Origin of the sequence: Actibacterium sp. MT2.3-13A (assembly GCF_018139985.1) — a bacterium.
Classification (GTDB): Bacteria; Pseudomonadota; Alphaproteobacteria; order Rhodobacterales; family Rhodobacteraceae; genus JAGSOU01.
This window is the reverse complement of sequence record NZ_JAGSOU010000029.1, coordinates 1-20459: the sequence shown is the minus strand read 5'-3', so window position 1 is coordinate 20459 and position 20459 is coordinate 1. Positions and strand designations below refer to the sequence as shown.

The window sequence follows — 20459 nt, the reverse complement described above, 5'->3', positions numbered from 1 at the left end:
GATCGTAATATCAGGAGAGATCCGTTGAGCGCTTCCACGACCCCACGCATCGCCATCACGATGGGCGATCCCTCTGGCATCGGGCCGGAGATTATCCTCAAGGCGGTCGAGGCGCTGCGCCCGCAGCTGGCCGACGGCGAAATCAAGCTGTTCGTTGTCGGCTCGCGCGGCTGCATGCTCCGCGCTGCCGAGATCGTGGCTTGCGGGGCCGACTGGATCAAGGGCGACGTGCCCGGCGTTCAGTTGGTCAATATCGGCGAGCCTGAGGGCGAGATCGCCTTCGGCCGGACCACCGCCGAGGCCGGAAGGCTGGCCTATCTCGCCATCGAGAAAGCGGTCTCGCTGTGTCTGGCGGGCGAGGCGGACGCGATCGTCACCGCGCCGATCAGCAAGGAGGCGCTGAACCTCGCCGGCCAGCCCTTCTCGGGACATACGGAGTTGTTGGCGCATCTCACCGGGGCACGGGATTCGGTCATGCTGCTGGCGCACGGGGACATGCGCGTTTCCCATGTATCCACCCATGTTTCGCTGGCCGACGCGGTGCGGCGCCTGACCCCCGAACGCCTGACCCGCGTCGCGGAACTGACGCATGAGGCGCTGCGCGACCTCGGCATCGAGAATCCGCGGATCGCCGTGGCCGCCCTGAACCCCCATGCGGGCGAGGGCGGGCTGTTCGGCACCGAGGATCTCGACGTGACCGAACCCACCGTCGCCGCGCTCAACGCGCGCGGGCTGAATGTCGAAGGGCCGGTGCCGGGCGACACCGTCTTCGTCAAGCTGCGCGGTCGCCGCTACGACGCGGTAATCGCCACCTATCACGATCAGGGCCATATTCCGGTTAAGCTGTTGGGCTTTGAGGTCAATCCAGAGACTGGTGCCTGGGAAGCGCTGAGCGGAGTGAACATCACGCTCGGCTTGCCGATCGTTCGCAGCTCGGTCGATCATGGCACGGCCTTCGATATTGCCGGGAAGGGTATCGCCAGCGAGCGAAGCATGTTGGAGGCCATCGACTACGCCGTGCAGCTGGCCGCGGCAAGGAAGGCGCGCGGCGCCTGAGAGGGATAACCGAGCAGACCTACTGGCCCGCCCGGGGTTTTGTCAGAAGAAACCGCCTTGAGACGGGCAGGGCTGTTTCACAGTGTTCTGCCATGACGAAACGTTCCCCACTCCGGTGCTTCAAGACCTGAGATCATCCGCCTGGAGGAGATGCTCTGCGTTCGGTTCCAGCTGTCGCTCCGGAACGCAGAGGACCTGCGCCATGAACGCGGTGTGGACGTAAGCCACGAGACCGTCCGGTTCTGGTGGCACCGGTCCGGGAGCCGCTCAGGCGAATCCGGCCGGCCTGCCGCGGGTCGGCCTAGCCGTCGGTCCGGCCGGGGCTGGGCATGGGCAGGGTCATCTCGACGGAAAACCCCCGTTCCGGCTTTTTCACCCGCAGGCTGCCGCCGTGCCGGCGGGCCACGGCTTCGGCGATCGTGAGGCCGAGGCCGCTGCCGGGGCCGGGCTGCGCCTGGCCGAAGCGCGACAGGATCTTGGGGAAGGCGCTGACGGCCACGCCGCGCCCGTCGTCGTGGAACGCGAGCACCGCCCGCCCGCGGCCGGACGAAAGCGCGACCTCCACCCGGCTCAGCCCGGGGCCGCCATGCACAAGGGCGTTGTCGAGCAGGTTCTTCACCGTCTCGCGCAGCATGACGGCGTCGCCGCGGATGGCGATCCCCGAGCGCGCGGCCCTGAAGCTCAGGGCGACGCCGGCGGCGGCGGCGCGGTCCCGGAACTCCGCGACGGTTTCCGAGACCAGTTCAACCAGGTCGAGCGTGGTGTATTTGTCCTGGCCGCTTTCGGCGCGCACCCGCTCCAGGGTCAGCAGCATGTTGGCCAGGCGGCCGGCCTGCGCGGCGGCGGCGACCAGATCGTCGGCGCGGGCGCGGGCGGTCTCGATGTCCGGGGCGCTGCGGATCGATTCGCCCAGCGCGCGCAGCCCGGCGATCGGGTTGCGCAGCTGATGCGCGGCGTCCGAGATGAAGGCCGCCTGCGCCTCGAGCGTCTCGGAGACTTTCCCGAACAGCGTGTTCAGCCGCGCCACGATCCCGCGCGTCTCGATCGGGACCCGGCGCTGGATCGGACTGAGATCCTCCGAGGAGCGCCGCGAGATCGCGTCCTCGAGATCGGTCAGCGGCTTGAGCCCGAAGCGCACGCCGAACCAGATCAGCAGCGCCACCGCCGCGATCATCCCCACGATCACGGCGATCGACCGCAGCGCCAGCTGCCAGGCGAAGGCATTGCGCACCGTGTGATATTGCCAGACGGTGACGGTGAAATTCCCCGTCAGCCCCGCGATCGTGGTCACGTCGTTGAGGCGCAGCACCCGCACCGGGTCGCCCTTGTAGAGGCCGTCGTAATAGGCGAAGGGCGTGTCCTTTGGCATCCGCCGCGTGAGCGGCAGGGGCGGTACGGCATAGCCGGTGACCAGCGCGCCGTCGGGGCCGTAGACATGATAGCGGATCGGCCCGCCCGCCGCGTCGTCCAGCAGGTGCTGGGTCTCGGGCAGGACGGCGTCGCCGTCGAGCAGCGCCACGTCCCGCGACACGGCCAGCGCGGTGAACAGCAGCGTGCGGTCGAACAGCTCCTCCGCGGTCCGGTGCGCCGCCGTGATGCGCCACGCGCCGATCACCGGGGCCAGCGCCATCAGCGGCAGGATGATGATGAGAAACAGCCGCAGCCGGAGCGAGCCGCTCATGCCGGGGTCTTGCCTTCGATCAGCGAATAACCGAGGCCGCGGTGGGTCTTGATGTCGAGGCCGGCCGGCGCGAGCTTCTTTCGCAGGCGCGAGACATGGGCCTCGACGGCGCTGTCCTCGACCGGGGCCCCGGTGCCGTAGACATGGTCGAGCAGGTCAGATTTCGACACCACGCGCCCGTTCACGCGCAACAGCGCCTCGAGCACGGCCAGCTCCCGCCGCGGCATCGCCAGGGGCGCGTCGTCGAGCAGCGCCGCGCGGGACTGCGGGCGGAAGGTCAGACGCCCGAGGCTGATGCTGTCCTCGATGGTCTGGGCGCGGCGGCGCGACAGCGCGCGCACCCGCGCCTCCAGCTCGTCCATCTCGAAGGGCTTGACGAGATAGTCGTCGGCCCCGGCGTCGAGCCCGGCCACCCGGTCGGCGACCTCCGAATGCGCGGTCAGCAGCAGCACCGGGCGGTGATCGCCGCGCTTTCGCAACCCGCGCAGGATCGACAACCCGTCCAGCCCCGGCAGGTTGATGTCGAGGATAATCAGCTCGTTCCTGTCGTCGCGAAGAAACAGTTCCGCGGCCGCGCCGTCGTTCAGGATGTCGGTGGCATGGCCACGATCCTCCAGCCGATAGGCGATGCCCTTGGCGATGCTTTCGTTATCCTCGACAATCGCGATGCGCATTATTTTTGCTCCCGCAAGCTTCACGCAAGGTTGGTACCTTAAGCCTCTTTGCACAGGCAAGGCACACTTGCCGACTGAAATGCGGTGCGGGAGGCGCCGCATCAAAGGGAGGAAACCGATGTTCAACAAGAAAACGGCGCTTGCGGCGTCGATGGCCCTCGCATGCGCGATGAGCGGCGCGGCGGCCTCGGCCCTGGACCTGTCCGGGGAAACCGTGGAATTCGTGATCCCGTTCTCCGAGACCGGCGGCTCGGCCAAATGGGCGAACTTCTATGCCCCTCTGCTGAGCGAGGCGCTGCCGGGCAAGCCGACCGTGGTCGTGAAATACATGCCCGGCGCCGGCTCCACCAAGGGCGCCAACTGGTTCCAGGACCAGAGCTATGAGGATACAGAGGGCAAGGTGATCTTCGGCTCGTCGGGCTCGACGCAGTTTCCCTATCTGCTCGAGGATCCGCGGGTGAAATACGAATACGCCGACTGGAACGTGGTGCTCGCCTCGGGCACCGGCGGCGTGGCCTTCCTGCCGCCGGATCTGGCCGGCAAGATGGACGGTCTGGACGCCACCGGCCTGCAGGGCACAGATTTCATCTGGGGCAGCCAGGGCGCGACGCGTCTCGACCTCGTGCCGCTTCTGGCCTGGCAGATGCTGGGCATGTCGGTCGAGCCGGTCTTCGGCATCAAGGGGCGCGGCGACGGCCGCCTGATGTTCGAGCGCGGCGAGGCGAATATCGACTACCAGACCTCGGCGGCCTATCTCGACAACGTGGTGCCGCTGGTCGAGGCCGGCCAGGCCGTGCCGATGATGACCTGGGGCGCGCTGGACGAGAACGGCAACATCGTGCGCGACCCGACCTTCCCCGACATCCCGTCCTTCAAGGAGGTCTGCGAGGCCACCCCGGCCTGCGAAACCAGCGGCGACGCCTGGGAGGCGTGGAAGGCGTTCTTCATCGCCGGCTTCCCGGCGCAGAAGATGATCTTCCTGCCCAAGGGCGCCCCGCAGGACGCGATCGACACCTACACCAAGGCGTTCAACGACGTGATCGCGCGCCCCGATTTCAAGGAGCTCAGCGAAGCCACGCTCGGCGATTACCCGCAGATGACCGGCGCGCCGGCGAAGGTCATGCTCGATCTCGGCACGAAGGTTCCGGCCTCGGCCAAGGCGTTCGTCAAGACCTGGCTGCACGACGCCTATGGCGTGTCGCTGAACTGACCTGAAACCCAACGAGCCCTCCGTGCCACCGGCGCGGAGGGCCCATTCCGGGATTGTCGCAAATGGACCTTTTCGCCACGGCGCTTCCAGCGCTGCAGGAAGCTTTTGCCCTGATACTTCAGCCGCAGCAGATCATGTATCTCATGCTGGGGGTGCTGCTGGGCCTCTCGGTCGGCGTGTTCCCCGGCCTCGGCGGCATCGCGGGCCTCTCGCTCGTGTTGCCCTTCATGTTCGGGATGGACCCGGTTTCCGGCCTTGCGCTGATGGTCGGGCTGGTGGCGGTGGTGCCGACCTCGGACACCTTCGCTTCGGTGCTGATGGGCATTCCCGGCTCTTCGGCCAGCCAGGCCACGGTGCTCGACGGCTTTCCCATGGCGCGCAAGGGCGAGGCGGCGCGGGCGCTGTCCGCGGCCTTTGCCTCGTCGCTGTTCGGAGGGCTGTTCGGGGCGGCGGTGCTGACCTGTTTCATCCTGATCGCGCGACCCCTGGTGCTGGCCTTCGGCACGCCCGAGATGCTGGCGATCACGCTGCTGGGCCTGTCCATGGTGGCGATCCTCGCCGGGCGCCTGCCGCTCAAGGGCGTCGCCGCGGCCTGCCTCGGCCTGCTGGTCGGAACCATCGGCGAGGCCGGCGCCGGCGGCAGCCTGCGCATGGCGACCTATGACATCCCCTATCTCATTGACGGCGTGAAGCTGGTGGTGGTCGGCCTCGGCATCTTCGCGGTGCCCGAAATCATCAGCCTGCTGCGCCAGGACCAGTCCATCGCGCGCGGTTCGAAGCTCGGGGCGGGTTGGACGCAGGGCGTGCGCGACTGGTTCGAGAACATCTGGCTGAGCGTCCGCTGCGCCACCATCGGCGTGATCGTGGGTGTCATCCCCGGCCTCGGCGGCTCGGTCGTGGACTGGATCGCCTATGGCCACACCATCCAGACCGCCAAGGACAAGTCGAAATTCGGCAGCGGCGACGTGCGCGGCGTGGTCGGCCCCGAAAGCTCCAACAACGCCAAGGAAGGCGGCGGCCTGGTGCCCACGCTGATCTTCGGCATCCCCGGTTCGGGCTCGATGGCGATCTTCATCGGCGGGCTGGGGCTGCTGGGCTTCAACGCCGGGCCGCAGTTGATCCAGAACGACCTGAACGTCACCTACACGGTTGTCTGGTCGCTGGCGCTGGCGAATGTGTTCGGCGCGGGGCTGTGCATCGCGCTGTCGAACCCGATCGCGCGGATCACCACCATCCGCTTCACCCTGCTGGCGCCGTTCCTGTTCATGATGATCGCCTTCGCGGCCTTCCAGTCGCGGCAGTCGCTGGGCGATCTGATCAGCCTGTTCGCGATCGGCCTGGTGGGGATCTTCCTGCGCCGCTTCGACTGGTCGCGCCCGGCCTTCCTGATCGGCTTCGTGCTTTCGAACCAGGCCGAGAATTTCTCCAACAACGCGCATCAGATCGCCAGCTTCCAGTTCCGCCGGGGGCTGGAGCAGGGGCTGAACTATGTGGCCTCGCCGATCGTGCTGGGGATTCTCGCGCTGACGGTCGTTTCGGTGGTCCTCGGCATCCGCCAGTCGAAGATGATCCGCTCCGAAGGCGAGGTGGTGCATGGCCACAAGCGCGCGCCGCTGATCTTCCTGCTGGCGATCCTGGCCTACATGGTCACCGCCTGGGTCAACGCCGCGCTGATCGACCTGACCTCGGACAAGATATTCCCGCTCACGGTCGGAACCGTGGGGATCGTGGCGACGCTGCTGCTGCTGATCCGCATGATCCGCGCGCCCGAGGACGACCCGGTCTTCGCCGACCGCGAGGCCGGGGGCGAGGACGCGGCGGCGCCGCATGGGCTGTGGTCGACGCTGGCATGGTTCGGCGCGCTGCTGGTGCTGTCCTCGCTGCTGGGCTTCATCCTGGCGCTGCTGGTCTTCCTGATCGGGTTCTTCCGCATCCGGGGGCAACTGAGCTGGGCGCGGACGCTGCTGTTCACCGCCGCCGGCATCGGGGGGATGTGCTTCCTCGCCGGCACGCTCAACCGCGACTTTCCGCCGGGACTTCTTCAGGAATTCGTGAAACTGCCATGGCCTCTCAAATGAAACAACATAACATCCCCTATCTCTTCATGCGCGGCGGCACCTCGCGCGGGCCTTACTTCAACGCCCGCGATCTGCCCAGCGATCGCGATGCCCTGACCGAGGTTCTGCTTTCGGTGATCGGCGCCGGCAATCCGCGCAACATCGACGGCCTCGGCGGCGGCAACGCCGTGACCAACAAGGTGGCGATCCTGTCGCCGTCGGAAACGCCGGACGCGGACGTGAACTATTTCTTCGCCCAGGTCGGGGTGGAGGAACGCCTCGTCGATTACAGCCCGACCTGCGGCAACATCCTGGTGGGCGTCGGCCCGGCGGCCATCGAGATGGGGCTGGTGCCGGTCGCGGGCGCGGTGACCCCGGTGCGGATCCGCGCGGTGAACACCGGCGCGCTGGTCGAGGCCGAGGTCCTGACCCCCGGCGGCGCGGTGAGCTACGAGGGCGACACCGCGATCGACGGCGTGCCCGGCACCGCAGCGCCGGTGGCGCTGAACTTCCTCGACGTGGTGGGCTCGCGCACCGGGGCGCTGTTCCCCACCGGCCAGCCCATCGACGAGATTGCCGGGATCGAGGTCTCCTGCGTGGACGTGGCCATGCCGATGATGATCGCGCGCGCCGCCGACCTCGGCATCACCGGCTATGAAACCCAGGACGAACTGGACGCCATGCCAGAGCTGTTCCAGCGGATGGAGGCGATGCGGCTGGAGGCCGGGCGCCGCATGGGGCTGGGCGACGTGACCAAAAGCGTCACGCCCAAGATCGGCCTGATCGCGCCGCCGCGCGCGGGCGGGCATTTCACGGCGCGCTATTTCATGCCCTGGAACACCCATCCCACGCTCGCCGTCACCGGCTCGCAATGCCTCGCGGCCTGCGCGCTGGCGCCGGGGACGGTGGCCGAGGGCATCGCGCGCCCGGCGGGCGGATCGCCCGTCAACATGGTGATCGAGCACCCGATGGGGCAGATGGAGGTGCGCGTGAAATACGACGACAGCGACGGGTTCCAGTTCCATTCCGCGGGCGTGACCCGCACCGCGCGGTTGCTCGCCCGCGGCTGGGTCTGCGTGCCGCAATCCGTCTGGAGGCCCGAATGACGACCCATTGCTTCGACATCCTCGCCCGCAGCTTCGCCCAGGAAGAGGTCAAGACCTGCTTCGCCCTGCTGGGCGACGCAAACATGCATTTCGCCACGCGGCTCAGCGAAGAGGGCTGCCGCATGGTCTATGTCCGCCATGAGCATTGCGCGGTCGCGGCGGCGATGGCCTATGCCCGCAAGACCGGCGAAACGGGCGTCGCCACCGTGACCTGCGGGCCGGGGCTGACCCAGCTGATGACGGCGCTGCCCGCGGCGGTGCGCGCGCGGCTGCCGATGGTGGTCTTCGCCGGCGAGGCGCCGCTGAAATCGGGCTGGTACAACCAGGCCATCGACCAGGCGCCGCTGGTCACCGCCACGGGGGCGGCCTATCACAGCCTGCACTGGCCGGCGCGGATGCCCACGGCGATCCGCGATGCCTTCCTCCAGGCGCGGCGCGAGCGGCGGCCGGTGGTGATCGGCATCCCCTTCGACCTGCAGGAACGCCCCTGGGAGGGCGGCACGGATCTGCCCGCGCCCTCGAAGGATCTGATGCCGCGGACCGGCCCGATCCCGCCCAACCCCGATGACCTCGCCCGCATGGCCGAGGTCGTGGCCGGGGCGCGGCGCGTCGTCGTGATGGCCGGCATGGGCGCGGTCGAGGCCGGGGCAGGGGAGGCCTGCCGCGCGCTGGCCGAGCGCTGCGACGGGCTGCTGGCGACCACGCTGCCCGCGCGCGGGCTGTTCCACGACGATGCGTTCTGCGTGGGCATCGCAGGGGGCTTTTCCTCGGACGTCGCGCGCGAATGTTTCGGCGAGGCCGATCTGGTGATCGCGGTGGGCACCTCGCTCGCCAGCCACAACGCCGATGCCGGGCGGCTGTGGCCCAAGGCAAGGCTCTTGCAGATCGACGTGGATCCCGTGACCGTCTCGCAGGGGCGGGTGGCCGCCGACCTGCACCTGCGCGCCGACGCAAGGCTGGGGGTGGAGGCGCTGGCGCAGGCGCTGGCGCCGCGCGCGCCGCAATGGCGCAGCGAGGCGCTGGCCGGGCGCATCCGCACCACGCCCCCCGACAGCGCCGCGTTCGAGATCGCGCCGGGCACCCATGACCCGCGCGCGGTGGTGCGTGCCCTCGATGCCGCGATCCCGCAGGGCTGGCAGCTGGTCAACTCCTCCGGGCATTGCTCGTATTTCTTCGCGCATATGCCGGGGCGGCCCTATGAGGAGTTCCTGACGATCCGCGAATTCGGCGCGATCGGGAACGGCATCTCCTTCGCCATGGGGGTCGCCGCAGCGCGCCCCGAGGTGCCCACGGTCCTATTCGACGGCGACGGCAGCCTGCTGATGCATATGCAGGAGCTTGAAACCATCGTGCGCCATGATCTCAACATCCTGATCGTGGTGCTCAACGACGGGGCCTACGGCTCCGAGATCCACAAGCTCAGGGCCGAGGGGATGTCGGAGGCGGGCGCGGTCTTCGGGCGGACGGACCTGGCCGCGATCGCGCGCGGCTTCGGCGCCGGGGGCGAGACGATCACCGATCTTGCCGCGCTGCCGGATCTGATGGAAAGCTTCGCCCGGACGGGCGGCGCGGCGGTGTGGGATGTGCCGGTCTCCGACCAGGTCATCTCGCCGGTCGTGCGGCGCTCGCACTGGTCGGGCAAGGCCCACTGATCACAAAGGGACGCTGACAGGATGAAAGTTCACATTCTCGACGACTGGTTCGACACGCTGCGCACGCTGCCCAGCTTCGCGCGGCTGGAGGGGCACGACGTGACCGTCTGGACCGACCACGAGGAGGCGGTCGATGTGCTGGCCGAGCGGCTGGCCGAGGCCGAGGCGCTGGTGCTGTTCCGCGAACGCACGCCGATAACCGCGCCCCTGCTGGAGCGCCTGCCGAAGCTCAGGCTGATCAGCCAGCGCAGCGTCTATCCGCATGTGGACGTGGCCGCCTGCACGGCGAACGACGTGATGCTGTGCTCCAACATGAAGGGGGACCAGCCCTCGGTCGCGGCGGCTGAACTGAGCTTCGCGCTGATGCTGGCCTCGGCGCGCCAGATCCCGCAGCAGATGGCGAGCCTCAGGGCCGGCACCTGGCAGATGGGTGTGGGTCAGACCCTGGCGGGCCGGCGGTTGGGCCTCTACGGTTACGGCCGGATCGCCAGGCTGGTGGCCCGATACGCGCGCGCCTTCGACATGAAGGTCTGGTGGTGGGGCTCAGAGGAGGGCCGCGCCCGCGCCGCGGCCGATGGCGCCGAGGTCGCGCCGAGCCGGCAGGCGTTTTTCGCCGAAAGCGATTTCGTCAGCCTGCATGTGCGGCTGACCCCGGCCTCGGCCGGGATCATCACCGCCGAAGACCTGATGGCGATGAAACCGAGCGCAAGCTTCGTCAATACCTCGCGCGCCGGGCTGGTTGAGAAGGGCGCGCTGCTCAAGGCGCTCGATGCCGGGCGCCCCGGCCGGCTGGCCCTCGACGTGTTCGAAACCGAGCCGCTGACCGATGCCTCCGATCCGATCGTCTCCCATCCCAACGTGATCGGCACGCCGCATATCGGCTTCGTCACCGAGGACGAACTGGATATGCAGTTCGCCGACATCTACGACCAGATCAACGCCTATGCCGCGGGCGCGCCGATCCATGTGATCAACCCGGAGGTCCGGTGCGGGACCTGATCCAGCCCTCTGCCGCGCACCTGCTGGAGCTGGTCTCGGGCGGGCTGCCGCCGGTCACGGCGCTGGGTCTCGCGGCGGCGAGCTTCATCGCCTCCTTCATCACCGTGGCGCTGGGGATCGGCGGCGGGGCGCTGTTGCTGGCCATCATGGCCAACCTCGTGCCGCCGGTCGCGCTGATCCCGGTGCATGGGGTGATCCAGCTCGGCTCAAACCTGTTCCGCGCCGGGGTGCTGATCCGCCATGTGCACTGGCCGGGTTTCGCCGCCTTTGCGGGGGGCGCCGCGCTGGGCGTGGCGATCGGCGGCAGCGTGGTGGTGAACCTGCCGGCGGCCTTCGTCCAGATCGGCGTCGGCGGCTTCGTGATCTGGAGCGTTCTGGGTCGCTCGCCGGCGTGGCTGTCGCGCTGGTCCGCGCTGACCGGGATGATCTCCAGCTTCCTGACGATGTTCTTCGGTGCCACCGGCGTCTTCGTGGCGAATTACACCAAGTCACTGCGCCTGCCGCGGCGCGAGCATGTCGCCACCCACGCGGTGATGATGACGCTTCAGCACATGCTCAAGACGCTGACCTTCGGCACGCTCGGCTTCGCCTTCGGGCCCTGGATCGGGTTCATGGTCCTGATGGTGGCCTGCGGTTTCGCCGGCACGCTGGCCGGCAAGCTGCTTCTCGATCGGCTGTCGGACCACAATTTCAAGCGCGCCCTGGACGCGGTGCTGATCCTGATCTCGCTGCGGCTTGTCTGGACCGGGGCGCGGCAGCTTCTCTGAGCGGCGCCCCGGTCTGGGTCAGGCCCTGGGGCCGGCCGATTTCGGATCGTACATCGGCGCGAGGCTGGCCTCGGCCGCGACGATCCGGCCGGCGACCTCGATCTGGTAGGACGAGCCGAGCATGCTCGCGGCGTCCTCGTCCGGCTCGCGGCAGGGGACGTAGCCCAGGCCCACCGCGCCGCCCAGAGCGTGGCCGTAATTGCCGGAACTGAGGAAGCCCACGATCTCGCCGTCACGCAGGAGCGGCTCGTTGTGGAAGAGCAGCGGTTCGGGGTCGGTCAGGCGGAACTGCATCAGGCGCCGCGACAGGCCCGCCTCGCGCTTGCGGAGCACCGCGTCGCGGCCGATGAAATCGCCCTTGCCCGTCTTGACCGCGAACCCGAGGCCTGCCTCCAGAACGTGATCCTCGTCGGTGATGTCATGGCCGAAATGGCGATAGGCCTTTTCGATGCGGCAGCTGTCCATGGCGTGCAGCCCGCACAGCCTCAGCCCCAGGGGGTCGCCCGCCTCGACCAGCGTTTCCCAGACATGGGCGGCCTGATCGCTGCTGACATAGATCTCCCAGCCCAGTTCGCCGACATAGGTGACGCGGTGGGCGCGGGCCAGTCCCATGCCGATCTCGATCTCGCGGGCCATGCCGAAGGGATGCGCCTCGTTCGAAAAATCGTCGGGCGACACCTGCGCCAGAACCTCGCGCGCCTTCGGCCCCATCAGCGGCAGCACCACTTCCGACGCGGTCACGTCGAGAATGGTCACCGACGCGTCGCCGACATGGCGGCGCAGCCAGGCGAGGTCGCGCTGCAAGGTGGCGCCCGGCACCACGAGGAAGAAAGAGTCCTCGGCCAGCCGGGTCACGGTCAGGTCGCATTCGATGCCGCCGCGCGCGTTCAGCATCTGGGTGTAGACGATCCGCCCCGGTTCGACATCCATCTGGTTGGCGCAGAGCCTTTGCAGGAAGGCCAGCGCGTCGCGCCCGTCCACGCGGATCTTGCCGAAGGAGGTCATGTCGAGCAGGCCCACGCCCTCGCGCATGGCCATGTGCTCGGCGCGCTGGTTGTCGAACCAGTTCTGCCGCTTCCAGCTGTAGCGGTAGTCGCGTTCCTGCCCGTCATTGGCGAACCAGTTGGCGCGCTCCCAGCCCGCGGTCTCGCCAAAGACCGCGCCCCGGGCCTTCAGATGCTCATGCAGCGGAGAGCGGCGCACGCCACGCGCGGTGGCGGGCTGGCGGTAGGGGAAATGGTCGGCATAGAGCAGGCCCAGCGTTTCCGACACCCGCTCGCGCAGATAGCGGCGGTTCTTCTGGAAGGGCTGGGCGCGGCGGATGTCGATCTCCCACAGATCGAAGGGCGGCTCGCCGTCGTTCATCCACTGCGCCAGCGCCATTCCGGCGCCGCCCGAGGACACGATGCCGACCGAATTGTAACCCGCGGCGACCCAGTAGCCCTTCAGCTCCGGCGCCTCGCCCAGGTAATATCGGTCATCGGGCGTGAAGCTTTCGGGGCCGTTGAAGAAGGTGTGGATGCCCGCCTCGGCCAGCATCGGCATGCGGTTGACGCCCATCTCCAGGATCGGTTCGAAATGATCGAAATCCTCGGGCAGCTGGTCGAAGCAGAAATCCTCGCTGATGCCGCCCATGCCCCAGGGCTTGGCGACCGGCTCGAAGGCGCCGAGCAGCATCTTGCCCGCGTCCTCCTTGTAATAGGCGCATTCGTCGGGCACCCGCAGCACCGGCATCTGGCTCAGGCCGGGGATGCTCTCGGTCACGATGTAGAAATGCTCGCAGGCATGCAGCGGCAGGGTCACGCCGTTCTTCGCGGCCAGGTCACGGCCCCACATGCCGCCGCAGTTCACCACCATCTCGGCGGCGATATGGCCCTCGTCCCCAGCGCTTGTCCAGTTGACGCCTGTGACCCGGCCGTTCGCCTCGGTTACGGCGGTGACCTTCACCTGCTCGGCAATCAATGCGCCGCGCGCGCGCGCGCCCTTGGCCAGCGCCAGCGCGATGTTGGCGGGGTCGGCCTGCCCGTCCAGGGGCAGGTGCACGCCGGCAACCACGCCGTCGATATTCAGATGCGGATAGAGCGCTTTCACCTCCTGCGGCGACAGCTCGTTCACCTCCACGTCGAAGGCGCGGGCAAGGCTGGCCTGGCGCAGGATCTCCTCCTTGCGCTCCTCGGTCAGGGCCACGGTGATCGAGCCGCATTGCCGGAAGCCGGTGGCCAGCCCGGTTTCGGCCTCCAGCCGCGTGTAGAGATCGGCGGAATACTTGGCCAGCCGCGTCATGTTCTGGCTGCCGCGCAGCTGCCCGATCAGCCCGGCGGCGTGCCAGGTGGTGCCCGAGGTCAGCTGCTTGCGCTCCAGCAGCACGATGTCGGTCCAGCCGAGTTCGGCCAGATGATAGGCGACGGAACAGCCTGAGATGCCGCCACCGATGATGACGACGCGGGCGGAGGAGGGAAGGTCGGGCATGGGGATACCGTTGGTCCGGGCGCAGGCAGGATGCCGGGCGCGCAAGCGTTGAATGAGGACACATTCGGGGGCGGAAAATGAAATATCAAGTCACAATTTCATTCTCGGAAAACCCGATTGCGCTTGCCCGCTTTAGCCGCTTTGCTGCGCGGGCAGGCGGCAATCGGGGCGCGCGCGGTCCCGCCGGCCGCGCGCGAAAGTAGAGGCGCGACAGATGAGCAAGCAGATTGGCGACGACATCCGGGCCCTGCGGAAGTCCCGCGGCATCACGCTGAAGCAACTCGCCGCGGCGGTGGGCCGGTCGGTGGGCTGGCTCAGCCAGGTCGAGCGCGGGCAGACCGAGCCCTCGGTCCGCGACCTGGGCCGGATCGCGGAGCAGTTCGGGATCCAGATCAGCTTCTTCTTCCGCTCCGCCGCGCGGCGCGAGGAGGAGCGCGGGCTCGTGCTGCGCAACGACGACCGCATGCCGATCGGATCGAGCGCGACCGGCCTGACGGAGGAATTGCTCTCGCCCACGCTCAGCGGCGCGTTCGAGTTGATCCGATCCACCTTTGCGCCGCGCTCGGCCAGCGAGGGGACGATCCCCGCGCGCCCGTCCGAGGATGGCGGCGTGCTGATCAGCGGCAGGCTTTGCCTGACCATCGGGACATTGCAGGTGGAGTTGGAACCCGGCGACAGCTTCCAGTTCAGAGAGCAGGATTATGCCTGGCGCAACCCGGGCAACGAGCCGGCGGTGGTGATCTGGGTGGTCTCTCCGCCGATCTACTGAAGGTGCGGGCAGGGCGGCGCCCTGGCCCGGGCGCCGGCGCCGGGGTCACTGGTCCAGCATCGCCCGGATGAATTCCGAGAACAGCTCTCCCTGAGAGCTGATGCGGAGCTTGAGGTAGATGTTGCGGCGGTGGATTCGCACCGTGCCGGGCGCGATGCCGAGGATCTTGCCCACCGCGTCGGCGGAGTGGCCCTTCAGCGTGTATTCGACCACCTGGCGCTCCCGAGGCGTCAGGATGCCCTGTCCGATGGTCTGGAAGGCGCGCGCGATGCTTTCCTGCACGCGGCGGTCCTCGCCGCCGTCCATCGTCGCGTCGGAAAACGCCGGCACATCGCGCCAGTGCTGGCGGCAGGCGGCGCCCACGATCGGCCAGACCTCCCGCAGCGAGCGGATTTCCTTGGCGCTGAAGGCGCGATCGGCCCGCATGAGCGAAACCACGATGATCACCTGCTCCGTCAGCTTGACGAAATACCCGATCTCCTCGGCCAGGCCGGTCTGGATGTAGTAGTTGCGGAAATATTCGCCCTGGTAGAACCGGTCGGGCGCGATCTCGCGCATCCGCCACAGGCCCGGGGCGACGGGCAGCGTTGTGGCCAGGAAGAACGGGTCGAGCAGATACGGCCCCTCCTGGTAGTCCTCGACGAAGACCCGGCGCTTTTTCTTCGGGAAGTCGTCGTAGAGATCGAGCGGACGGGCCGATCCGACATAGCCGAAAACCACGGTGAAATCGAACGGCGCGATCTCGCGCAGCGCGTTGGAGAGGGTCGCCGGAAAGCCTGCCGTCCCTATCGCATCGACGATCCGTCCCGACGCTTCGATCCAGTCGATCCTTCTCATAATCCGCCTATTAAAAATAGAATACCATAAATAGCGTATATACAGCAAAACGCTAAAATTCTACGATTTTCTCAAATGGGGTGGTATGTTTCAGAATGCAGCAAAGAGCCGGGCGAATGAAAGACAATGGGTATCTTGACGACCGGAGCAGGGCCGGTCTGCATCCGATCGCGGAGTTGCGCGGCGTCTCCAAGAGGTTTGGCGACGTTCTCGCGGCCGACAATCTGGATCTGTCCATTTCCTCCGGCGAATTCCTGTCCTTCCTCGGCCCCTCGGGCTGCGGCAAGACCACGGCGCTGCGCATGCTGGCGGGGTTCGAGACGCCGACCAGCGGCGAGGTGCTGATCGACGATCAGGTGGTCAACGACCTCGAGGCGCATCGCCGCCCGGTCAACATGGTGTTCCAGAGCTACGCGCTGTTTCCGCATCTGACCGTTGAGCAGAACATCGGCTACGGTCTGCGCCAGCAGCGCCCGCGCCTGGGCAAGGATACGATTCGCGAAAAGGTCGGGCAGGCGCTGGACGTCGTGCGTCTGTCCGGCTTCGAAAAGCGCCGCATCTGGGAGATGTCGGGGGGGCAGCAGCAGCGCGTCGCCCTGGCCCGCGCCATCGTCAACCAGCCCAAGCTGCTGCTGCTCGACGAGCCGCTGGCCGCCCTCGACCGCAAGCTGCGCAAGGAAATGCAGATCGAGTTGCAGGACCTTCAGCGCCAGATCGGCATCACCTTCGTCCTGGTGACGCACGACCAGGAGGAGGCGCTTTCGCTCAGCGATCGGGTCTGCGTGATGGGGGAGGGGCGGATCATCCAGATCGGGACGCCGCAGGAACTCTACGACTCGCCGCGCTCCCGCTACGTCGCCGATTTTGTCGGCACCTCGAATTTCTTCGAGGGCCGGGTCACCGCCTCGGGGGCGGGGCGCGCGACGGTGGTGCTGAAGAACGGCATGCCGGTCGAGGGCCGCGTCACGGCCGAGGCCGCCCCCGCGGGCGAGGCCTGCGTCAGCGTGCGGCCCGAGCAGATCCGCCTGAGCCGCTCGGACCGGACCGGGATCGAGGTCGTGGTGCACAACCGGATCTTCCTCGGCGAGCATACGGAATACCTGGTGCGGAACGGCACGCTCGGCGATTTCCTGGTCCTGTCGCCGAGGCAATCAGAATTGAACGACGGTCCGTTCAATACGGGCGAAACCGCATGGGCCTCATGGGAAGCGGGCTCTGCGGTCGTCCTCGAAAAAAGCTAAAATAACAAACCGCCCAACAGGGAGCTACCAATGACCAAACATGTGGATCACATCTCGAAGAAGAAGTTCATGGAAGAGCTGCGCCGTTACCAGAAGGGATCGGTGACGCGCCGCCATTTCCTCGGCGTGACGGGGCTGGGCATGGCCAGCGCCGTTCTCGGCTCGGCCATGCCGGGGCTGCGCCCCAGCGCCGCCCATGCCGCTGGTGACATCGGTGACAGAGTCATCCTGGCGACCTGGCCGAACTATCACGATCCGGCGAATTTCGACATCTTCCGCGAACAGACCGGCGCCTACACGCAGGTCAACGTCTTCGGCTCGAACGAGGAAATGCTGGCCAAACTGCAGGCCGGCGGCAGCGGCTGGGACGTGTTCGTGCCCACCAACTACACCATCACCACCTATGTCGATCAGGACCTGATCGAGCCGCTGGACCTGTCGAAACTGCCCAATTACGACCCGGCGGCCTATGATGCGCGCTTCTCGGATGCGGGCACGGTCAACGGATCAGTCTATGCCGTGCCGAAGAACTGGGGCACGACCGGGTTTGCCGTCAACACCAAGCACAACGACGGTCAGGCGCTGACCTCCTGGAAAGAATTCTGGGACATCACCATGGGCAGCTTCTCCGGGCGCACGATGGTGCATGACTACCAGCTCACCACGATCGGCAACGCGCTGAAATATTTCGGATATTCCTTCAACTCGCTGGACGAGAAGGAACTCGCGGATGCCGAGCGCCTGCTGCTTGAGGTCAAGCCGCACCTCTTCGCAATCTCGTCGGACTACCAGCCGGCGATGCGCAGCGGCGACGCCTGGCTCACCATGTGCTGGACCGGCGACGGCAAGCAGATGAACGCCGACATGCCCGAGATCGTCTATGTGCTGGGCAAGGAGGGTGGAGAGCTCTGGAGCGACTATTACGCCATCCCCAAGGGCGCGCCGCACCGCGAGGCGGCCTACGCGCTGATCAACTTCCTGCTTGACCCGCAGGTCAATGCCCGTGAGGTGCTCGCGCATGGCTATCCGACGGCCGACGGCAACACCATGGCGCTGCTGCCCAAGGAGATCCTGGAGGATCCGATCCTCTACCCGGCTCAGGAGTTGCTGAACGCGCTGGAATTCGGGGCGGCCGCCACCCTCACGGATCCGAGCCGCGCCGAACTGCTGGCGCGTTTCAAGTCGGCCTGAGCCAGGCAAGGGGGAGGACGGCATGACACAGCGCGCGCGCAACTGGCTGCTTCTGACGCCCGCGACGGCGTGGTTCCTGGTCATGCTCGTCCTTCCCGTCAGCGTCGTGCTGATCTTCAGCTTCGGCGAACGGGGCGATGGCGGGGGCTATGTCCCCGCCTTCACCCTGGAGCAATACGCGAACCTCCCGGCGCGCTGGGCGGCGTTCAAGAACACCATGGTCCTGGCGCCGCTGGGGACCGTCGCGGCGATGCTGATCGCCTATCCGCTGGCCTATTTCCTGGCCGTCCGCACCAGCCAGAAATGGAAGACGATGCTGCTGGTTCTGGTCATCGTGCCGTTCTGGACCAGCATCCTGATCCGCAGCTACGCCTGGATCTTCATCCTCGGCGGGCGCGGTATCCCGGCGCTGCTCGAGATGATCGGGATCGAGGGCGTGCGCCTGATCTACACGCCCTTCGCCGTCACCATCGGCATCATCTACGGCTACCTGCCGCTGATGGTCTTCCCGATCTTCGTCAGCCTCGACCGGCTCGACAAGCGGCTGCTGGAGGCGTCCTCGGATCTGGGCGCGCGGCCCTGGGCGACCTTCCTGCAGGTGACGCTGCCGCTTTCGATCCCGGGCGTGGCGACGGGCTGCCTGCTGGTGTTCATCCTGCTGATGGGCGAGTTCCTGATCCCCGCGCTGCTGGGCGGCGGCAAGGTGTTCTTCGTCGGCAACGCGCTGGTGGACCTGTTCCTGCAGTCGCGGAACTGGGCCTACGGATCGGCGGTGGCGGTCACCCTGATCGTCGTGATGCTGGTCTCGGTCACGATCTACATGCGTCTGATCGCGCGGCTGAACACGCAGCGCGAAGACGTTTCGTTGATGTAGTTGATGTAGGAAACCGGCATGCGCCTTTACGCGATCTTCGTCTACCTGTTCCTCTACACCCCCATCGCGATCATCGCGCTGTTCAGCTTCAATGCCGGGCGCCATGCCAGCCAACTGCAGGGGTTTTCCCTGAAGTGGTACGGCACCGCGCTGTCCAACCCCTTCGTGATGGATGCGCTGGAGACCAGCATCGTCGTCGGCCTGATCGCCGCGACCCTGGCCAGCCTGTTCGGGACCATGGCCGCGGTGGCGCTGCAGGGGGTCCGCGGGCCGGTCCGAGCCCTGTTCGACATGATGATCTACGTCGCCGTCATGATCCCCGGCATCGTGATCGGAATCGCCACGCTGATCGCGCTGGTGACGGCCTTCGATCATCTCAACCCCTGGCTGGCGGCGATCTGGCCGACGCAAAGCGCGCCGCAGCTTTCGATGGGCAAGCTGTCGCTGATCGGGGCGCACACCATGTTCACCATGGCGCTGGTGATCATCATCGTGCGCGCCCGGCTGTCCGGGATGGACCGCGCCCTGACCGAGGCCTCGGCCGATCTCTACGCGACCCCGATGACCACCTTCCTCAGGGTGACGCTGCCGCTCATCGCGCCGGCGATCCTGGCGGGGTTCCTGCTGAGCTTCACCTTCAGCTTCGACGATTTCATCATCGCCTTTTTCGTCGCCGGGTCGGAGACCACCCTGCCGATCTATGTCTTCTCGTCGATCCGCCGGGGCGTTACGCCCGAGATCAACGCCATCGGGACGATGGTGCTGGCGGTCTCTCTGGTGCTGCTCATCATCGCCCAACTGATCCTGCGCCGCAGCGACAATCGCTAGGCGGCGCGCAAGAGGCCCTCTTCGAAGACAACAAGGAAGACACATGCTGCTGAAAGACAGGATTGCGTTCATCACCGGGGCCGGCTCCGGGATCGGGGCGGCCGGGGCCGTGGCGCTGGCGCGCGAGGGCGCGACGGTCGTGGTGACCGACAAGGACGGCGCGCGCGCCGAACAGGTCGCCGGCGCCATCCGCGCCGAGGGCGGCCGCGCCGAGGCGCGCGCGGTGGACGTCACCGACGATGCCGCCCTGCAGGGCGCGCTGGGCGAGACGATCGCCGGTCACGGCCGGCTCGACATCCTGCATTCCCATGCCGGGATCCAGGTCGAGGGTCCGCTCGAGGAGGTCGCGGTCGCGGACATGGATGCCTCCTGGGCGCTGAACGTCCGGGCCCATTTCGTCGCTGCCAAGGCGGTGATCGGCCAGATGAAGCAGCAGCGCAGCGGCAGCATCATCATCACCTCGTCGAACTCCGGCGTGCAATACGACCGCGAGATGATCGCCTACGCGACCACCAAGCACGCGGTGCTGGCGATGACGCGCCAGATGGCCGCGGATTACGCGAAGCACAACGTGCGGATCAACGCGCTGTGCCCGGGCTTCGTGGACACGCCCTTCAACCGGGGGTTCGAGATCCAGATGGGCGGCCGCGCGCAGCTGGAGGACTACATTTCCACGGCGATCCCGATGGGACGCTTCGGCAGCGCCGAGGAGATCGCCGACGGCATAGTCTTCCTCGCCTCGGACAGGTCCTCCTTCATGACCGGGCAGGCCCTGGTCATCGACGGAGGCGAATGCATCTGAGCACGCCGACCGCTATGCCCAACAGGCATGACGCGAACCGCATACGGCATTTGCGGTTCGCCGGGGAATGGCTTTCGCTGGCTGGGCCGCGCGCCCGGAGGCTGCGGCGGAATGCGGGCGATGGCTCCCGGCGCATGGGCCGTCCCCACGGCAACAGGATGAATGACGATGTATGATCTGCTCCTCAAGGGCGGCCGGGTGATCGACCCGGCGCAGGGCCTCGACGGTCTCTATGACGTGGCCTTC

Annotated in this window: 17 protein-coding genes and 1 pseudogene; 14 read left to right on the top strand and 4 right to left on the bottom strand. The window is 67.3% G+C overall.

Features of this window, described 5'->3' with window-relative positions:
• The first annotated feature begins 24 nt into the window (after window positions 1–24).
• Both pdxA and KCI33_RS17990 read left to right on the top strand, forming a co-directional pair.
• Complete coding sequence (pdxA, locus tag KCI33_RS17110; protein WP_212526023.1) at window positions 25–1056, top strand: 4-hydroxythreonine-4-phosphate dehydrogenase PdxA; 1032 nt, start codon at window positions 25–27, stop codon at window positions 1054–1056.
• Between the two features lie 150 nt (window positions 1057–1206).
• Window positions 1207–1302: pseudogene (locus tag KCI33_RS17990) on the top strand (IS6 family transposase); the annotation flags it as partial.
• Between the two features lie 55 nt (window positions 1303–1357).
• Here KCI33_RS17990 and KCI33_RS17105 read toward each other — a convergent pair.
• Entirely contained in the window at window positions 1358–2737 is a 1380-nt protein-coding gene (locus KCI33_RS17105) for a sensor histidine kinase N-terminal domain-containing protein (RefSeq protein WP_212526022.1), read from the bottom strand.
• Window positions 2734–3411: a response regulator transcription factor gene (locus tag KCI33_RS17100; RefSeq protein WP_212526021.1), complete on the bottom strand. Its 678-nt coding sequence runs from the start codon at window positions 3409–3411 to the stop codon at window positions 2734–2736. The genes KCI33_RS17105 and KCI33_RS17100 overlap by 4 nt, the downstream gene beginning before the upstream one ends.
• A 118-nt stretch (window positions 3412–3529) precedes the next feature.
• Here KCI33_RS17100 and KCI33_RS17095 point away from each other — a divergent pair, with 118 nt between their 5' ends.
• The 6 genes from KCI33_RS17095 to KCI33_RS17070 all read left to right on the top strand — a co-directional run bounded on the left by KCI33_RS17095 (window position 3530) and on the right by KCI33_RS17070 (window position 11202).
• Window positions 3530–4621, top strand: coding sequence for a tricarboxylate transporter (locus KCI33_RS17095; RefSeq protein WP_212526020.1), 1092 nt, complete (start codon window positions 3530–3532; stop codon window positions 4619–4621).
• 62 nt (window positions 4622–4683) lie between these two features.
• Entirely contained in the window at window positions 4684–6699 is a 2016-nt protein-coding gene (locus KCI33_RS17090; protein ID WP_212526019.1) for a tripartite tricarboxylate transporter permease, read from the top strand.
• Entirely contained in the window at window positions 6696–7784 is a 1089-nt protein-coding gene (locus KCI33_RS17085) for a 4-oxalomesaconate tautomerase (RefSeq protein ID WP_212526018.1), read from the top strand. The genes KCI33_RS17090 and KCI33_RS17085 overlap by 4 nt, the downstream gene beginning before the upstream one ends.
• Window positions 7781–9436 carry a thiamine pyrophosphate-binding protein gene (locus KCI33_RS17080; RefSeq protein WP_212526017.1) on the top strand — a complete coding sequence of 552 codons (1656 nt, stop codon included), beginning with the start codon at window positions 7781–7783 and terminating at the stop codon, window positions 9434–9436. Before KCI33_RS17085 ends, KCI33_RS17080 begins: the two co-directional genes overlap by 4 nt.
• A 21-nt stretch (window positions 9437–9457) precedes the next feature.
• Entirely contained in the window at window positions 9458–10435 is a 978-nt protein-coding gene (locus KCI33_RS17075; protein WP_212526016.1) for a D-2-hydroxyacid dehydrogenase family protein, read from the top strand.
• Complete coding sequence (locus KCI33_RS17070; RefSeq protein WP_349252221.1) at window positions 10423–11202, top strand: TSUP family transporter; 780 nt, start codon at window positions 10423–10425, stop codon at window positions 11200–11202. Before KCI33_RS17075 ends, KCI33_RS17070 begins: the two co-directional genes overlap by 13 nt.
• Before the next feature lie 18 nt (window positions 11203–11220).
• Here the strand turns inward: KCI33_RS17070 and KCI33_RS17065 are convergent, their stop codons facing one another.
• Window positions 11221–13671, bottom strand: a complete 2451-nt coding sequence (locus KCI33_RS17065) for an FAD-dependent oxidoreductase (RefSeq protein WP_212526015.1) — start codon at window positions 13669–13671, stop codon at window positions 11221–11223.
• Window positions 13672–13885: 214 nt separating this feature from the next.
• Between KCI33_RS17065 and KCI33_RS17060 the strand changes: the two genes are divergently transcribed.
• Complete coding sequence (locus tag KCI33_RS17060) at window positions 13886–14440, top strand: XRE family transcriptional regulator (RefSeq protein WP_212526014.1); 555 nt, start codon at window positions 13886–13888, stop codon at window positions 14438–14440.
• A gap of 45 nt (window positions 14441–14485) precedes the next feature.
• Here the strand turns inward: KCI33_RS17060 and KCI33_RS17055 are convergent, their stop codons facing one another.
• Complete coding sequence (locus tag KCI33_RS17055) at window positions 14486–15277, bottom strand: helix-turn-helix transcriptional regulator (protein ID WP_212526013.1); 792 nt, start codon at window positions 15275–15277, stop codon at window positions 14486–14488.
• Between the two features lie 116 nt (window positions 15278–15393).
• Here KCI33_RS17055 and KCI33_RS17050 point away from each other — a divergent pair, with 116 nt between their 5' ends.
• From KCI33_RS17050 to KCI33_RS17030, 5 genes are read left to right on the top strand one after another with little or no spacing between them, the layout of a single operon-like run.
• Window positions 15394–16518 carry an ABC transporter ATP-binding protein gene (locus KCI33_RS17050; protein WP_212526012.1) on the top strand — a complete coding sequence of 375 codons (1125 nt, stop codon included), beginning with the start codon at window positions 15394–15396 and terminating at the stop codon, window positions 16516–16518.
• A 30-nt stretch (window positions 16519–16548) separates the two neighbouring features.
• Entirely contained in the window at window positions 16549–17709 is a 1161-nt protein-coding gene (locus KCI33_RS17045) for a spermidine/putrescine ABC transporter substrate-binding protein (RefSeq protein WP_212526011.1), read from the top strand.
• Window positions 17710–17731: 22 nt separating this feature from the next.
• A complete protein-coding gene (locus KCI33_RS17040) occupies window positions 17732–18583 on the top strand; it encodes an ABC transporter permease (protein WP_212526010.1) in 852 nt (283 codons plus the stop codon).
• An 18-nt stretch (window positions 18584–18601) separates the two neighbouring features.
• Complete coding sequence (locus tag KCI33_RS17035) at window positions 18602–19411, top strand: ABC transporter permease (protein WP_212526009.1); 810 nt, start codon at window positions 18602–18604, stop codon at window positions 19409–19411.
• A 43-nt stretch (window positions 19412–19454) separates the two neighbouring features.
• The gene (locus KCI33_RS17030) at window positions 19455–20213 is read left to right on the top strand and encodes an SDR family oxidoreductase (RefSeq protein WP_212526008.1); all 759 of its coding nucleotides are present in this window, start codon (window positions 19455–19457) and stop codon (window positions 20211–20213) included.
• The last annotated feature ends 246 nt before the right edge of the window (window positions 20214–20459 follow it).

Bases quoted from the DNA above. Each gene is read 5' to 3' on its own strand.
- KCI33_RS17105 (WP_212526022.1), bottom strand. From the start codon at position 2,737: ATGAGCGGCTCGCTCCGGCTGCGGCTGTTTCTCATCATCATCCTGCCG.
- KCI33_RS17100 (WP_212526021.1), bottom strand. From the start codon at position 3,411: ATGCGCATCGCGATTGTCGAGGATAACGAAAGCATCGCCAAGGGCATC.
- KCI33_RS17095 (WP_212526020.1), top strand. From the start codon at position 3,530: ATGTTCAACAAGAAAACGGCGCTTGCGGCGTCGATGGCCCTCGCATGC.
- KCI33_RS17090 (WP_212526019.1), top strand. From the start codon at position 4,684: ATGGACCTTTTCGCCACGGCGCTTCCAGCGCTGCAGGAAGCTTTTGCC.
- KCI33_RS17085 (WP_212526018.1), top strand. From the start codon at position 6,696: ATGAAACAACATAACATCCCCTATCTCTTCATGCGCGGCGGCACCTCG.
- KCI33_RS17080 (WP_212526017.1), top strand. From the start codon at position 7,781: ATGACGACCCATTGCTTCGACATCCTCGCCCGCAGCTTCGCCCAGGAA.
- KCI33_RS17075 (WP_212526016.1), top strand. From the start codon at position 9,458: ATGAAAGTTCACATTCTCGACGACTGGTTCGACACGCTGCGCACGCTG.
- KCI33_RS17065 (WP_212526015.1), bottom strand. From the start codon at position 13,671: ATGCCCGACCTTCCCTCCTCCGCCCGCGTCGTCATCATCGGTGGCGGC.
- KCI33_RS17060 (WP_212526014.1), top strand. From the start codon at position 13,886: ATGAGCAAGCAGATTGGCGACGACATCCGGGCCCTGCGGAAGTCCCGC.
- KCI33_RS17055 (WP_212526013.1), bottom strand. From the start codon at position 15,277: ATGAGAAGGATCGACTGGATCGAAGCGTCGGGACGGATCGTCGATGCG.
- KCI33_RS17050 (WP_212526012.1), top strand. From the start codon at position 15,394: ATGAAAGACAATGGGTATCTTGACGACCGGAGCAGGGCCGGTCTGCAT.
- KCI33_RS17045 (WP_212526011.1), top strand. From the start codon at position 16,549: ATGACCAAACATGTGGATCACATCTCGAAGAAGAAGTTCATGGAAGAG.
- KCI33_RS17040 (WP_212526010.1), top strand. From the start codon at position 17,732: ATGACACAGCGCGCGCGCAACTGGCTGCTTCTGACGCCCGCGACGGCG.
- KCI33_RS17035 (WP_212526009.1), top strand. From the start codon at position 18,602: ATGCGCCTTTACGCGATCTTCGTCTACCTGTTCCTCTACACCCCCATC.
- KCI33_RS17030 (WP_212526008.1), top strand. From the start codon at position 19,455: ATGCTGCTGAAAGACAGGATTGCGTTCATCACCGGGGCCGGCTCCGGG.